This is a genomic window from Ferrimonas balearica DSM 9799 (assembly GCF_000148645.1).
GTDB classification, from domain to species: domain Bacteria; phylum Pseudomonadota; class Gammaproteobacteria; order Enterobacterales; family Shewanellaceae; genus Ferrimonas; species Ferrimonas balearica.
The window spans coordinates 4,065,629-4,079,676 of the sequence record NC_014541.1; the positions used below are offsets into that span (position 1 = coordinate 4,065,629).

The following is a 14,048-nucleotide window of genomic DNA, read 5'->3' on the forward strand; positions in this document are numbered from 1 at the left end:
CATTTTTCCCCACCCTGTCTATACCTTAAGCGTGACTGTGCCAAAGGAGACCACCATGCGACTGCCCCTGATTGCCCTGGCCCTGTTGAGTCTGTTGCTGCTGCCCGCTCAGGCCAAGGACGACTTTCCCGATGTGACAGACGACGGCCTTAAACGGGTGCCCTCCAAGCAGGTGGAGGTGCTGTACTGGCGCGATGGTGCGTCGTTGGCGCCCTATCGCCGGGTGGCGATCCTCGACTGCTTTGTCGCCTTCCGCAAAAACTGGGAGCGAGACTACAACAGTGGTCGACGGGAGCTGTCGCAGCGGATTGACGGCAAGGACATGGCACGGATCCAGGCGGACCTGGCCAAGGAGTTCAGGGTGATCTTCACCCGCGAGCTGGAGCAGCGGGGCGGCTACGAGATCGTCAGCACCGACGTGGTGGACGATGACGTCCTGCTGCTGCGTCCCGCCATCATCAATCTGGATGTGGCGGCGCCGGACATCCCAAGCTCAAGCCCACAGCGTAACTATGTGGCGTCGGCCGGTTCCATGACGCTTTACCTGGAGCTTTATGATGCTGCCACCAAGGACCTGATTGGCCGCGTCGTGGACGCGCGCCAGGCTCGGGACAACGCCACATTTCAGTATGCTAACCGGGTGACGAACAAGGCAGAAGCGGATGCGATGTTGCGGCGCTGGGCTGACCTGCTGGTCAAAGCGCTGAATGAAGCGAAGAAGTGAAAGGCAGAAACGAAAAACCCCCGCAGTGCGGGGGTTTTTCTGAATAATGGGGTGGCTGACGGGACTTGAACCCGCGACAACCGGAATCACAATCCGGGACTCTACCAACTGAGCTACAGCCACCACTGTCGGGACTTCTGGCGTGCCAGAACTGTCAAAGAACCTCGGAATGGCGCGCCCAAGAGGATTCGAACCTCTGACCTCTGCCTCCGGAGGGCAGCGCTCTATCCAGCTGAGCTATGGGCGCTCTCTCTTTGACGGCGGACATAATACGTAAGCCCTATGGCGCCGTCCATGCTTTTTTGGCCCAATATCGGCCAAGTGGTGGAATTTTAACTAGCAATGGTAAAAAAGCATAGTAAAAACAACAAAAAACATTGAAGCCAGCTGCTTTTTTAGTCAATCTGTCTCGAATTACATTTTGAAACATCACATCGGCAAGGATCGCGGTGGCATGCCCAACCGGAAGGCGCAAACGTCGCAATCGGAACTGACGTTTCTAAAGCGGCGTATCAATCGATTGAAAAAAATGGCCAGTCGTTACAAGACGGCGGCCTCCCTGCAATCGATCCTGTTTCGCGTCTCCGAACTGGCCAATCATTGCCCCACCATGGAGCGGTTTTATCAGGAACTGGCCCCGCTGGTGCAGCAGTTTCCCGGCACCGAGAACTGCTACGTCGCCCTCTATAACCCGGCCGAAGAGCGCTTCGACTTCCCCTTCTTTCTGGATCAGCAGGACCCCCGTCCGCACATTGACGCAGAGCGTCTGATGGCGGGCTGCACCGGCTACGTCTATCGCCACGGTCAGCCCCTGTGTGTCGACAGCCAGGGGCTGGCCGCCCTGGTGGAGCAGGGCGAAGTGCAGCGCCTTGGGCACCCCGCTCAGGCCTGGCTGGGCGTGCCGCTGAAACAGCAGGACACCGTGGTGGGGGTGTTGGTGTTGCAGTCCTACCAAATCGGCTTCCGCTACAGCGATGCCCAGCGGGAGTTCCTCACCTTTATCGGCCAGCACCTGACCACCGCCATGGCCCGCCTGACCCAGCGCGAACAAACCGAACGTTTGATCGAACACCGCACCCAGGCCCTCAGTCGCGCCAACAAGGCACTGCAGGCTGAGGTGGCACAACGCCGCCGGGCGGAACGGCTGCAGGGCGCCCTGTTGGAGATCACCGAGATCACCGCCAGTGGCCGGGACATCAACAGCTTCTACCGGGCCATCCACTCGGTGCTGCGCCACCTGTTGTACGCCGACAACTGCTTCGTCGCCCTGCTCGCCCCTGACAATCAGTGGCTCACCTTTCCCTATTTCGAGGCCGGAGACGCCCTTGAAGCGCCCGTCACCCGCCCCCTCGGTGACGGCCTGACCGAACGGGTGATGGCCGCACAACGGCCGGTTCGACTCAGTCGCGAAACCATTGAGGCGGCCTACCGGGACGGCTCCCTGGGCCAGAATGTGGATCGCTGCCTGATCGACCTTCAGGACTGGATGGGTGCCCCGCTGCTGATCGAGGGTGAGATCCGCGGTGTGTTGGCGGTCTTCAGCCAGCACCCCCACTACGGCTACGACGACAAGGATCTGGAACTGCTGGGCTTTGTCTCCCAGCACATCAGCACCGCCATTGAGCGGCGCCAGGCGCTGGAGCAGCGGGTCCGCTACCGGGAAGAGCTGGAGCGCAAAGTGACGGAGCGCACCCGCGAGATGCACGCCATGAACGTCGACCTGCAGCGCCAGATCCAGCAACGGCGCAAAGCGGAGAACCGACTTCGCCACGATGCCCTGCACGACGCCCTGACCGGCCTGCCCAACCGGGCGCTGCTGCTGAACCGGCTCGATCAGGCCCTCAAGCACATCAAGCGCCACGCCAATGAACGCTTTGCCCTGCTGTTTATCGACCTGGACCGCTTCAAGCTGGTGAACGACTCGCTGGGCCACCTGGCCGGCGACCTCCTGCTGGAAACCATCGCCCGGCGCCTTGGCGAGTGCATCCGGGACAACGACACCCTGGCCCGGCTGGGCGGCGATGAGTTTGTGATCCTGCTGGACAGCATCCGCAACCGCCAGCATGTGGAGGAGGTGTCAGAGCGGATTCTGGAGCGGGTTCGCCAGCCCCTGCAGCTGGAAGGCAAAGAGTTCTTCCCCGGCGCCAGCATCGGCATCGCCCTGGCTGACCCACACCACAACGCTTCGCCCCAAAGCCTGCTGCGGGACGCCGACGCGGCGCTTTACCACGCGAAGTCGGCGGGACGCGGTGGCCTGCAGTTCTTCGACCGCAAAATGCACGCCGAGGCGGTGGCTGACCTGACCCGGGAGGCGCAGTTCCGCCAGGCCCTGAGCCAACGCGAAATCACAGTGCACTACCAGCCGGTGATGGATCTGGACCAGCAGCAGGTGGTGGGAATGGAAGCGCTGGCGCGCTGGCACCACCCGCAACTGGGCGAGCTGACCCCGGACCAGTTTCTGCCCTGGGCCTGCCACAGTGGTGCGGTGGCCGAGCTGGACCGCTATGTGCTGGAGCAGGTGTGCCGCGATTACCCCCACCTGCGCAGCAAGATTGGGCGCCACGGCTGGGTGCACGTCAACCTCGACCTCACCCACCTGCGCTCCAGCAGCAAGCTGGAACAGCTGGAGCAGTGCATCGAGTCACTGAGCATGCCCAAGGCACAGCTCGCTCTGGAGTTCTCCGAACGGGATCTGCTGGTCGATCAGCGCACCCTGCACGAGGGGCTGAACCGCTTACAGCGGTTGGGGGTGAAACTGGGGCTGGATGATTTTGGTACCGGCTACAGTGCCCTCACCCTGCTGCCCCAGCTTCCGCTGGACTTCGTCAAGGTGGATAAGGGCTACAGCCACAAGAGCACTCACTGCGAACGCCATCGGGCGGTGCTGGAGTCGCTGGTGGCGCTCTCCGCCGAACTGGGCTTTGTGCTGAGTGCCGAGGGGATTGAGCAGCCGGGTCAGCACCAGCTGCTCAAGGGCCTGGGGTGTCGCTGGGGCCAGGGCTACCTGTTTAACAGCCCGCAAGCCCTGGCGAAAGAGACGGCCAGCGAGTCCGGCTGACCCGTTACTGCTTATTGAGCATCGCCCGCAGCATCGCCACGTTGGTGCGGCCGGTGTTCATCCGCTCCTGCTCTGACGGCTGCTTCTGACGGTTTTCCCACACCAGATCATCCTGTGGCAGCTCCAGCAGGAAGCGGCTGGGCTCACAGCGGATCTGCTCACCGAACTGGCGACGCTCCCGGCACAGGGTGAAGATAAGCTCGCGCTGGGCCCGGGTGATGCCCACATAGGCCAGCCGGCGCTCCTCCTCCACATTGCCCTCATCAAGGCTGCTCTGGTGGGGCAGCAGGCCCTCTTCAGTCCCCACCATAAAGACGTAGGGGAACTCCAGGCCCTTGGAGGCGTGGAAGGTCATCATCTGCACCTGGTCCGCCTCCTCTTCTTCAGAGTTGCGCTCCATCATGTCCCGCAGGGTCAGACGGGTCACCACCTGACTCAGGGTCATCGGCTCCTCCAGATCATCCCCTTCGATCATGTCGGTGATCCAGCGATACAGCTCGGACACGTTCTTCATCCGCATCTCCGCCGCCTTGGGGCTGGGGGAGGTGTCGTAGAGGTGATCCTCGTAGTTGATCTCGCGCACCAGGTCCTTCAGCGCCGCCAGAGTGTCACCCCGCTCGGCGCGGTCACCCAGCTCCACCAGCCAGCGGGTAAACACCATCACGGTTTCCGCGGCCTGAGGCGGCAACACCTGCTCCAGCGCCGGGTCAAACGCCGCCGCAAACAGACTGATCTGACGCTCGTTGGCCAGTCGCCCCAGCTTCTCCAGGGTGGCCGGGCCCATGCCCCGCTTGGGCACGTTGCAGACCCGCAGGAAGGCGTTGTCGTCGTCCGGGTTCACCAGCAGGCGCAGGTAACCCATGATGTCCTTGATCTCAGAGCGGCTGAAGAAACTGGTGCCGCCGGAGAGCTTGTAGGGGATGCGGTTGGTCATCAGCGCCTTTTCAAACAGGCGTGACTGGTGGTTACCGCGGTAGAGAATGGCGTAATCCTTGAACTTGGCGTGGTTCACAAACTTGTGGCGCACCAGCTCTGCCACCACCCGCTCCGCCTCATGGTCCTCGTTGTTGGCCATGATCACCTTGAGCTTTTCGCCGTAACCCAGCTCGGAACGCAGGGTCTTGTCGTACACGTGCGGGTTGTTGGCGATCAGGATGTTGGCGGCATTCAGGATGCAGCCGGAGGAGCGGTAGTTCTGCTCCAGCTTGATCAGCTTCAGGGCCGGGAAATCCTTGCCCAGCAACACCAGGTTCTGCGGCTTGGCACCGCGCCAGGAGTAGATGGACTGATCATCATCCCCCACCACGGTAAAGCGGGCACGCTCACCCACCAGCAGCTTCACCAGCTCATACTGGCTGGTGTTGGTGTCCTGATACTCGTCCACCAACAGGTAGCGCAGCCGGTTCTGCCACTTCTCCCGCACCTCGGCATGGGAGGCCAGCAGCAGGGTCGGCAGCATGATCAGGTCATCGAAATCGAGGGCGTTATAGGCGGTCAGGTGGGCCCGGTAGCGCTCATACAGCTGGGCATGCAGGATCGCCTGCGGGTCACGCGCCAGCGTCAGCGCCTTCTCCGGCAGCACCAGATCGTTCTTCCAGTTGCTGATCTGGGTGATCAGCATGCGCAGCTGGTCTTTGTCTTCGTTCAGCTCGTCGGCGGTCAGCTCCTTGAGCAGCGCCAGAGTGTCCTGATCGTCAAACAGCGAAAAGCCGGGCTTCAGCCCCAGCACTTTATGTTCGCGACGGATGATGTCGAGGCCCAGGGTGTGGAAGGTGGAGATCCAGAGACCACGGGCCTCCGCTTTACCCAGGGTTTGGGCCACCCGCTCCTTCATCTCGCGGGCCGCCTTATTGGTGAAGGTCACCGCCGCGATGTTGCGCGCCTTATAGCCGCACTGCTGCACCAGGTAGGCGATCTTGTTGGTGATCACCCGGGTTTTGCCACTGCCGGCACCCGCCAGTACCAGGCAAGGCCCGGAGACGTAGTTCACCGCTTCTTGTTGCGCCGGATTGAGTTTCATCGTCCTACCTGTGAGCACACCGCATCGAGGGCGCGCATTCTATGCAAAATCGGGCCAGTTTGGCCACCTGTACTGCGCCGCTTTTCTGGTACCATGAAGCTATCAGTGACCAATGGAAGTCTATTATGATCACCCCGAACAAACTGGAGCAACTGGCACAACAACTGGGCGGCGCCCTGCCCCCGGGTCTGAAGAGTGCGGCGGACGATTTTGAAGCCAAAGCCAAGACCATTCTGCAGAGCCAGCTGTCCAAGCTCGACATGGTGTCGCGCGAAGAGTTTGACCGTCAGGCCGCCGTGCTGGCCAAGACCCGCATGATGGTGGAGCAGCTGGAAGCCCGCCTGGCCGCGCTGGAAGCCGAAAAAGGCGCCAACGACGATAACGCCTGATACTGACGCGGGCGCCCGCCCGTGGACAGGGCGGTGGAACCACCCGGTATCCACCGCCGGTTGTTGGCAAAACTGGCCAGCAACGACAACCCGCCGTATTCTTTAAGTATCTTCATTCGCCACCTAGGGAGTACACCGTGGCCCTTGAACCCATTCTGATTTTCATCGCCCTGCTGACCCTGTTCCTGGCCTACAAGTCCCGTCAGTTCCAGAAAGAGCACAAAGCCGCCAATGCCCTGGCCGAATCCCGCCTCAATGAGCTGGAAGCAGACGCCAAGGCACAATGTCAGAACTGGGACCCGGAGACGGAACCGGACCACGACCAGAAAGCCGCCATGAAAGCGGGCCTGGTGGCCGCATTTGAATTTGGCAGTGGCCTTAAAGGCGAGCCGCTCAAGCCTGACTCCCGCGATGTTCGCACGCTGTTGGCGGATTTTCTGGAGGGGGTCAGTAAGGCCCATGTCCGGGAAACCTGGCCGCTCTACCATCGTGCCCTGCACTGTGCCCTGCTGAAGGGCCAGCAAGCCGCTGAGCCGAAGATGGCGGAGCGGATTGGCGAGCAGGAGGGGCGTTTGCGCACCGCACTGAAAGCGGGCCAGGCACCTCTGTCGCCCAATAATCCGGCCAGTCCGGACTACCAGGAAAAAACCTGACTCTGAAAAGGGCGGCCGATGGGCCGCCCTTTTTGTTGGGTTACTCCCGCACCACGTGCAGGAAGTGCAGGTGCTTCTCGTACTGGTCGAGCATATCGCCCAGTACCTGCTCCCGGCTCCAGCCCATCACGTCATAGTCCTGGCCACCCTCGCGCAGGTGAACCTCGGCACGGAAGTACTTACTCTCTTCGTCCGACTCGTCCTCTTCGGTCATCACGAAGGAGGGGCGCATATAGGCGCGGGGCAGCACTTCGTATTCGAAGTCCATCTCATCGCCAAACAGCACCTCAAGCCGGGTCCGGTGGGTCTCTTCATCCTTATGCAGGTTTACCTCAACCCCCTGCTTGCGCAGCTCCAGCAGCATCTCCTCCATCGCCGGGTACACCACTTCATCAATAAAGCGGTTGACGTGGCTGCGTCGCGGAAACTGCATGGTGTTACGCAGGCGGCGCTGCCAGGGCACCGGATTGCGGGTCACCCGTGGCGCCAGATTGGCGGCCTGCTGGCTGTTCTTCTTATGAAGGTCCACCCGCAGCGCTTCCAGCAAACCGTAGGCGGCCACCATCAACACCACTGAGAAGGGCAGCGCGCTGGCAATGGCGGCAGTTTGCAGGGCCGACAGACCACCGGCCATCAACAGTACGACGGCGACGATGCCCATGGTGCTGGCCCAGAAGATGCGCTGCCACAGCGGGGTTTTGTCGTTACCGCCGGAGGCCAGCATATCCACCACCATGGAGCCGGAGTCGGCGGAGGTGACGAAGAACACCACCACCATCAGCATGGCGATGGCGGACAGCAGTGCCGACATCGGGAACTGCTCCAGGAACACAAACAGCGCCAGTGCGGAGTCCTGACTGATCACCTCGCCAAGCTGACTCATCCCATGGTGCAAGATCATATCGATGGCGCTGTTCCCAAACACGGTCATCCAGGCCAGGGTGAAGCCCGCCGGCACAAACAGCACCCCCATCACAAACTGGCGAATGGTGCGGCCCCGGGAGATGCGGGCGATAAACATGCCGACAAAGGGTGACCAGGAGATCCACCAGCCCCAGTAGAACAGAGTCCAGCCGCCAAGCCAGTCGGTGGGGTCATAGGCGTACAGATTGAAGGTTTTGCTGACGATCTCGGACAGGTAGCTGCCGGTATTCTCAACAAAGGTCTGCAGCAGCAGCACGGTGGGGCCCAACACCAGGATCAGGCCCATCAGGCCGACGGCCAGCAGCAGGTTCAGCTCAGACAGGCGGCGGATCCCCTTCTCCAGGCCCGAGACCACCGAGAGGGTGGCCAGTGCGGTGATGGCGATGATCAGCACCACCTGCACATTCTCGCTGACCGGGATACCAAACAGGTGCTGCAGGCCGCTGTTGACCTGCAGGACGCCAAAGCCGAGTGAGGTCGCGACCCCAAACACCGTGCCGATGATGGCAAAGATGTCGACCGCGTGGCCGATGGGGCCATAGATCTTGTCACCAATCAGCGGATAGAGGGCGGAACGCAGGGTCAGCGGCAGGCCGTGGCGGTAGGCAAAGAAGGCCAGGATCAACGCCACAATGGCGTAGATGGCCCAGGCGTGCAGGCCCCAGTGGAAGAAGGTCAGCTTCATCGCTTCCTTCGCCGCTTCCACGGTACCGGGTTCACCCACCGGGGGCGCCATAAAGTGCATCACCGGTTCGGCAACGCCGAAAAACATCAGGCCGATGCCCATGCCTGCAGAGAACAGCATGGCAAACCAGGACTTGTTGTTGAAGGCGGGTTCGGCGTGGTCGGGGCCCAGTTTGATGTCACCAAAGCGGGACAGCCCCAGGAAGGCCACGTAGAGCAGGATCAGCGCCACAGTCAGGACGTAGAACCAGCCCGCGTTGGCGATGATGTTGCTTTGAATGACGCTAAAGCGTTGGGCGGCAGGCTCGGGGAACAGGGCGGCATACCCCACCAGAGCCAGGATAAGTGCGGTTGACCACGCAAATACGGGTCGGTTCAGTGTTGAGCGCTTACTGGGCGCATCAGACATGATTCCTCCTTTGCCTCAGACACCGAGGCGATTGCCCCGGTACAACATGTCGGCGCCAGACGGGATCGACACTAAACCCAATAGATGACAAAGAGGGGGATGCAGAAAGGCACTGAATGACCCGGGCGGAAGCCCAGAGATCGCATCGCTCGAACCACGTCGGCGCATTGTAGGCGATCCGATCCGGGGTAAGAGCCCGCACCGCACCACAAGTAGCGGAAAGCCATAAAAAAGGGCTCTCCGGGGGGAAAAAACGGCATTGAGTATGTTCAATCGTTCAGTTTCGTGCAAATTGGCGACTCACAGAAACCAGAATTGGGTATCTGTCATTCTAGCTGGTGAGAGACGGCTCACACTTTTGTGCCAATTCTGGCCCGGTCCGGGTAACAATGATCGTGACAACAGTTGTGCCCGGTTGGGCCTGCTAGGCTTGCACTAATCTGGCTTCATCAATGGCAATACCATGACCCTAATCCGCACACTCGGCACCAAGTGGGCCGTTGCAGAACTGTCCGAATCCCTCAGCAAAGAGCTGGCCAAGGACATGCAGATCCACCGTTATTTCTCCGGCGCCACCACGCTGGATCAGGTGGCGGATAAGGTCATCACCCTGACCATGGCGGAAGCCCCGGAACTGCTGAAGGACGGCCCGGTGGATCAGTGGACCCTGCTGCCGGTGATGTCGATCGCCTTCCAGTCGATGATCGTGAAAAGCCTGCAGGGCGATGCCATGAGCCAGGCGGAGCACCTGATCATCCCGGTAACCCGCCATATCGCCCAGCAGCCGGACAGCGACGACCTGCCCGCCCCATACCGGGCGATGAAGTCCCGTATCCTGACCCTCTATCAGCAGTGGGACGCGGCCAAAACCGAACAGCGCAACGCCAGCCGCAATATGATGCGGCACCAATAAAAAAGGCGGGTTAATCCCGCCCTTTCAGCCATGCCGGGTCGCTGACCAGGCCCACCGTCTGCTCCGCCTCGAAGTCCGGGGCAAAATCATCCAGTTGCAGCACCAGCTCGCCGGTTTCGGCGTTGTAGCTAACCACCCGGCCGTGACCACGGCGACGGGGCAGGTGCTGGCCCATCTCATCCGGCCCACCGACCCGGTCAATCCGGCCATTACTCATGGTAATGATGGGATCGCACAGGTGCAGGGTTTCCGACACCGAGTGGCTGATAAACAGCATCGGGATCTTTTCAGATACCTTGGCCAGAAACGCCATCAGGTGTTGGCGGCTGGCCAGGTCCAGCGCCGCCAACGGCTCATCCAGCAACAGCAGTCGGGGCGACGCTGCCAGCGCCCGGGCGATGGCCACCCGCTGGCGCTGGCCGGCGGAGAGGGAGGGCGCAGGCTGGTCCAGCAGTTCGCGGAAGCGGCAGGCGTCCGCCAACTCCTCAATGCCGAACAGGGGCTGCTTCGCCTGCTGCTGCGCCAGCCGCAGGTTTTGCCGGACGGTCAGGTGGGGGAACAGGCGGCTGTCCTGAAACACCACACCGATGCGGCGGTGCTCCGGCAACATAAAGCGCCGTTGTTCGGTATCCTGCAACACCTCGCCATCAAGGGCGATGCGGCCATTCAGTCCCCGCTCCAGACCACAGATGGCGCGAAACAGGCTGGTTTTTCCCACCCCGGAGGGGCCAAACACGCCGATGATGCCGTTCACCGGCACCGACAGTTGCAGGTCAAAGGCGAATTCACCCAGCTGCCCTTTCAAGTCGAGCTCGAGACTCACTGAGCGTTCTCCTTACCAATAGCCCCAGGCGCGCTTACGCCGGTCCATACCGACGTAGATAAACAGCAGCAGCGCCAGGGAGGTGGCCAACATCAGGCCAGCCAGCATATGGGCACTGGCATAATCCAGCGCTTCCACGTGTTCAAACAGGGCAATGGCGATCACCTGGGTTTCCCCTGGAATGTTGCCGCCAATCATCAGCACCACGCCAAACTCCCCAAGGGTGTGGGCAAAGCCCAGCATCCCCGCCAGCACAAAGCTGTGTCGGGTCATCGGGAACACCACGTAGTGAAACCGTTTCCAGCGGCTCATGCCGAGGGTGGCGGCCGCTTCCAGCTCCCCTTTGCCCAGAGTGGCAAAGCTGGATTGCAGTGGCTGCACCACAAAGGGCAGCGAATAGATCATCGAGCCGATGATAAGGCCGGTAAAGGAGAAGGCCAGGGTGGTGCCGGTCATCGCCTGCACCCACTGTCCGGGCAGGTACAGCGGGGAGAACAGCAGCAGCAGGTAAAACCCCAGCACCGTGGGAGGCAGGATCAGCGGCAGCGCCACCAGCGCTTCCACCATGGGGCGCCAGCGCGCGCGACTGTGGGCCAGCCACCAGGCCAGTGGCGGCGTTACCAATAACAGCAGGCCGGTACTGATGGCCGCCAACTTCAGGGTGATCCAGAGGGCTTCCAGATCAGAAGGATTAATGGTCATCCGGGATAGCGTATCCAGCGGCGGACAGAAGTTCGTCCTGGGCCATAAGATAGTTCAGTAGCGCTTTCGCCTCGTCAGGGTGCGCACTGCGCTTGAGCACCACCGCCTGCTGACGCAGGCTGTCGTGCCATTGCGGCGGTACCAGCCAGTATTGCTCCACCGGCACCTTGGCCTGGCGCAGCTGAGCCAGGGCCACCAGCCCCGCCGGCACGTTACCGCTCTGCACGTATTGGAAGGTTTGCAGGATGTTGGTGCCCCGCACAACGTTGCCTTTCAATCGTTGCAGAATATCAAGATGTTCGGTGACTTGCTCGGCTGCTGCGCCATACGGTGCGATGCGGGGGTTGGCGATGGCCAAACGCCCCTGCCAGTCACGCAGGGTCTGCTCATCCGGGTGCTGGCCGGGAACCCAGAACGCGAGTAAGCCGATGGCGTAATCCTGCAGGGTCTCCTCCAGGCCAAGCCCCTGCTCTACCAACAGAGTGGGGCGCTCATCGTCTGCGGCCAGGAACAGGTCATAGGGGGCACCGTGCAGGATCTGGGTGTAGAGCGCACCGGTGGCGCCGGAGGAGACCTGCACCTTAATGCCGGTCTCCTCAGTAAAATCAGCGGCCACCTGATCGAGGGTGGTTTTGAAGTTGGCTGCCACTGCCACCGTCAACGTGGTGGCCTGCGCCGGTAACGCCAATACACACATTATCGCGAGGATCATCCCCCGCCACTGTTGCACCATGTCACCTCCTAGACGGGCTTGGCCCGGAACAGCTCGTAGTGACGTCGTGCATCACTGCCCAGCTGGGCTTTCAGAGCGCTGTAGTCCAGCAACTCGAGAGAACCGTAGTGGTTGATCAATATGCCATTCTGGCACAGCTCGGTGATCACTTTACTGCAATACTGACGGGTACTCCCGGTCACGGTGCACAGTTCTTCAATGGTGATTTTTATGGCGTTTTCGTTGCGTCGCAGCTTGGCCGAAAAAATCATCGCTAAGGTAATCATGAGGTGTTCTTTTTTACTCAAAATGGTTCTGAGCAATAAATGGTCTTCAACCATTCTTGAGTAGCGATGTTTTTTCTCAAGATAGCGTTCGAGAAAGCCATTATTTTCCCGACACAACTGATAAATGATATCCATTCCCAACCACTCTATTTCCGTGAACTCCAACGCACGAAAACAGACATTGTGATCAGCGCCACTGGTGGTGCCGCCGGAAAAGAGAAATTGATCGGAAAAAAGCAGTTCGGTACTGGAGACCGTGCCATCGTGGAAGCCCACCTGGCGGATCAGGGTGCCCTGACACACCAGTGCCAGTCCCATATTTTCGCAAGCCGGACAAAGTGTCTGCCCTTTGGCCAGTGTGATGTGATGCGTGTGCTGCGCCAGGGTGCGGATCACCCCAGCGTCCAGGCCCACCGAGCGCAACCGCGCTGGCAGAATCCCGTTCCCCCGGTAACTCATGACCACTCCCCCCTGTGTCGATGAAGCAGGGTAACGAGCCAGTCACTGTCATAAAGTGACTCAGGTTCAAATTGCAAAAGTGGCATTTCAAAGGCCGGAAATTCTGCCCCGAAGAATTTTTATTATCCGGATCACAGAACGGATTCGCCTCACCCTCAAATGCAAACAGGATGACATTCTGCCAAACACGCTAAATCCATAATTTCCGCCGTTCCTTTCCCCGGGAACAATATAGGTCTGGTTGAAACTGGAATCTCTGTGCCCCCGCACCTTGTCAGGACGACAAATACGGTTTTTGCCGTACCTAAAACTCAAATAAGAACGGTTTTCATTTATTAGGTGGTTAACCGATGATTCAATTATCCCGTCTTGTAAGCACCGGTTTGCTCGTCAGTGCGATGGCCTTCAGTGCCCACGCCAGTGACGACGTTCAGGCCCAGCTTATCGACAAGTTCCAGCAGGGACAGTACTCCGGCAAAGGCGCCGACGGTTGCCTGATGTGCCACGGCCGCGACGAGCAGGTCACCGCTCTGTTTGCCTCCCCCCACGGCAGTCTCGACACCAGCGCCAGCCCGATGGCCAAGCTGCAGTGTGAAACCTGCCACGGCCCGCAGGGTAAACACCGCGGCAAGAATGAGCCGATGATCAACTTCGGTGACGAGGCCAACGTCAGTGCCGAGCTGCAAAACTCCGTGTGTCTGAGCTGCCACGAAGACACCGAGCGCCGCGACTGGCACGGCAGCCGCCACGACTTCTCTGAAGTGGCCTGCACCGATTGTCACCAGATCCACACCGCCGACGACCCGGTGCTCTCCCCCGCGGGCGAAATCGCCACCTGCACCAGCTGCCACAGCAGCGAAGCGGCGGACATGATGAAGCGCTCCGCCCACCCGATGGCCGGCCAACACAGCGGCAGCGACATGAGCTGCACCAGCTGTCACAGCGCCCACGGCAGCCTGACCGAATCCGCCCTCAAGGAGGTCAGCCTCAATGACACCTGCTACAGCTGCCACGCCGAGAAGCGCGGCCCGGTGGTGTGGGAACACGCGCCGGTGACCGACAACTGCGCCAGCTGCCACAGCGTACACGGCAGCGTCAACGACGCCATGCTGACCCGCCGCGCTCCGCAGCTGTGTCAGAGCTGTCACGCCAGCGACGGTCACGCCAGCCGCGTCTACGACGGTCAGAGCAACGCCTTTGTCTCCGGCCAGAGCTGTCTCAACTGCCACAGCCAGGTGCACGGTTCCAACCACCCCGCTGGCAGCCTGCTTGAGAAATAAGGACGTCCGTG

Annotated in this window: 12 protein-coding genes and 2 tRNA genes; 6 read left to right on the forward strand and 8 right to left on the reverse strand. The window is 60.8% G+C overall.

The annotated features are described in order from the left end of the window. The first annotated feature begins 55 nt into the window (after nucleotides 1-55). Nucleotides 56-724 carry a DUF3313 family protein gene (locus tag FBAL_RS18420; protein WP_013347110.1) on the forward strand — a complete coding sequence of 223 codons (669 nt, stop codon included), beginning with the start codon at nucleotides 56-58 and terminating at the stop codon, nucleotides 722-724. A gap of 47 nt (nucleotides 725-771) precedes the next feature. On the opposite strand, the gene FBAL_RS18425 is transcribed toward FBAL_RS18420, so the two are convergent. Both FBAL_RS18425 and FBAL_RS18430 read right to left on the reverse strand, forming a co-directional pair. Next, nucleotides 772-847, reverse strand: a tRNA-His gene (locus FBAL_RS18425). 47 nt (nucleotides 848-894) lie between these two features. Next, a tRNA-Arg gene (locus FBAL_RS18430) sits at nucleotides 895-971 on the reverse strand. A gap of 282 nt (nucleotides 972-1,253) precedes the next feature. Here FBAL_RS18430 and FBAL_RS18435 point away from each other — a divergent pair. Further along, nucleotides 1,254-3,782 carry a bifunctional diguanylate cyclase/phosphodiesterase gene (locus FBAL_RS18435; protein ID WP_049779598.1) on the forward strand — a complete coding sequence of 843 codons (2,529 nt, stop codon included), beginning with the start codon at nucleotides 1,254-1,256 and terminating at the stop codon, nucleotides 3,780-3,782. Nucleotides 3,783-3,786: 4 nt separating this feature from the next. On the opposite strand, the gene rep is transcribed toward FBAL_RS18435, so the two are convergent. Further along, on the reverse strand, nucleotides 3,787-5,802 hold the full coding sequence (rep, locus tag FBAL_RS18440) for a DNA helicase Rep (RefSeq protein WP_013347112.1): 2,016 nt from the start codon (nucleotides 5,800-5,802) through the stop codon (nucleotides 3,787-3,789). Nucleotides 5,803-5,927: 125 nt separating this feature from the next. Here rep and ubiK point away from each other — a divergent pair, with 125 nt between their 5' ends. Further along, nucleotides 5,928-6,191 (forward strand): ubiquinone biosynthesis accessory factor UbiK, encoded by a 264-nt coding sequence (ubiK, locus tag FBAL_RS18445; RefSeq protein WP_013347113.1) that lies wholly within the window; start codon nucleotides 5,928-5,930, stop codon nucleotides 6,189-6,191. Between the two features lie 137 nt (nucleotides 6,192-6,328). After that, nucleotides 6,329-6,844: a hypothetical protein gene (locus FBAL_RS18450; RefSeq protein WP_013347114.1), complete on the forward strand. Its 516-nt coding sequence runs from the start codon at nucleotides 6,329-6,331 to the stop codon at nucleotides 6,842-6,844. Nucleotides 6,845-6,884: 40 nt separating this feature from the next. On the opposite strand, the gene FBAL_RS18455 is transcribed toward FBAL_RS18450, so the two are convergent. Continuing rightward, complete coding sequence (locus tag FBAL_RS18455) at nucleotides 6,885-8,861, reverse strand: BCCT family transporter (protein WP_013347115.1); 1,977 nt, start codon at nucleotides 8,859-8,861, stop codon at nucleotides 6,885-6,887. Between the two features lie 463 nt (nucleotides 8,862-9,324). Here FBAL_RS18455 and FBAL_RS18460 point away from each other — a divergent pair, with 463 nt between their 5' ends. Next, the gene (locus tag FBAL_RS18460; protein WP_013347116.1) at nucleotides 9,325-9,774 is read left to right on the forward strand and encodes a hypothetical protein; all 450 of its coding nucleotides are present in this window, start codon (nucleotides 9,325-9,327) and stop codon (nucleotides 9,772-9,774) included. A 10-nt stretch (nucleotides 9,775-9,784) separates the two neighbouring features. Here FBAL_RS18460 and FBAL_RS18465 read toward each other — a convergent pair whose 3' ends face one another. Genes FBAL_RS18465 through FBAL_RS18480 form a run of 4 tightly spaced genes read right to left on the reverse strand, consistent with a single transcriptional unit; the run spans nucleotide 9,785 to nucleotide 12,694 of the window. Beyond that, nucleotides 9,785-10,597 (reverse strand): ATP-binding cassette domain-containing protein, encoded by an 813-nt coding sequence (locus FBAL_RS18465; protein WP_013347117.1) that lies wholly within the window; start codon nucleotides 10,595-10,597, stop codon nucleotides 9,785-9,787. A 12-nt stretch (nucleotides 10,598-10,609) separates the two neighbouring features. Beyond that, nucleotides 10,610-11,299 (reverse strand): molybdate ABC transporter permease subunit, encoded by a 690-nt coding sequence (modB, locus tag FBAL_RS18470; protein ID WP_013347118.1) that lies wholly within the window; start codon nucleotides 11,297-11,299, stop codon nucleotides 10,610-10,612. Continuing rightward, the gene (modA, locus tag FBAL_RS18475) at nucleotides 11,289-12,032 is read right to left on the reverse strand and encodes a molybdate ABC transporter substrate-binding protein (RefSeq protein ID WP_013347119.1); all 744 of its coding nucleotides are present in this window, start codon (nucleotides 12,030-12,032) and stop codon (nucleotides 11,289-11,291) included. Before modA ends, modB begins: the two co-directional genes overlap by 11 nt. 8 nt (nucleotides 12,033-12,040) lie before the next feature. Next, complete coding sequence (locus FBAL_RS18480; protein ID WP_148226783.1) at nucleotides 12,041-12,694, reverse strand: Crp/Fnr family transcriptional regulator; 654 nt, start codon at nucleotides 12,692-12,694, stop codon at nucleotides 12,041-12,043. Nucleotides 12,695-13,107: 413 nt separating this feature from the next. Between FBAL_RS18480 and FBAL_RS18485 the strand changes: the two genes are divergently transcribed. Further along, nucleotides 13,108-14,037, forward strand: a complete 930-nt coding sequence (locus tag FBAL_RS18485; protein ID WP_013347121.1) for a DmsE family decaheme c-type cytochrome — start codon at nucleotides 13,108-13,110, stop codon at nucleotides 14,035-14,037. Nucleotides 14,038-14,048 lie beyond the last annotated feature (11 nt).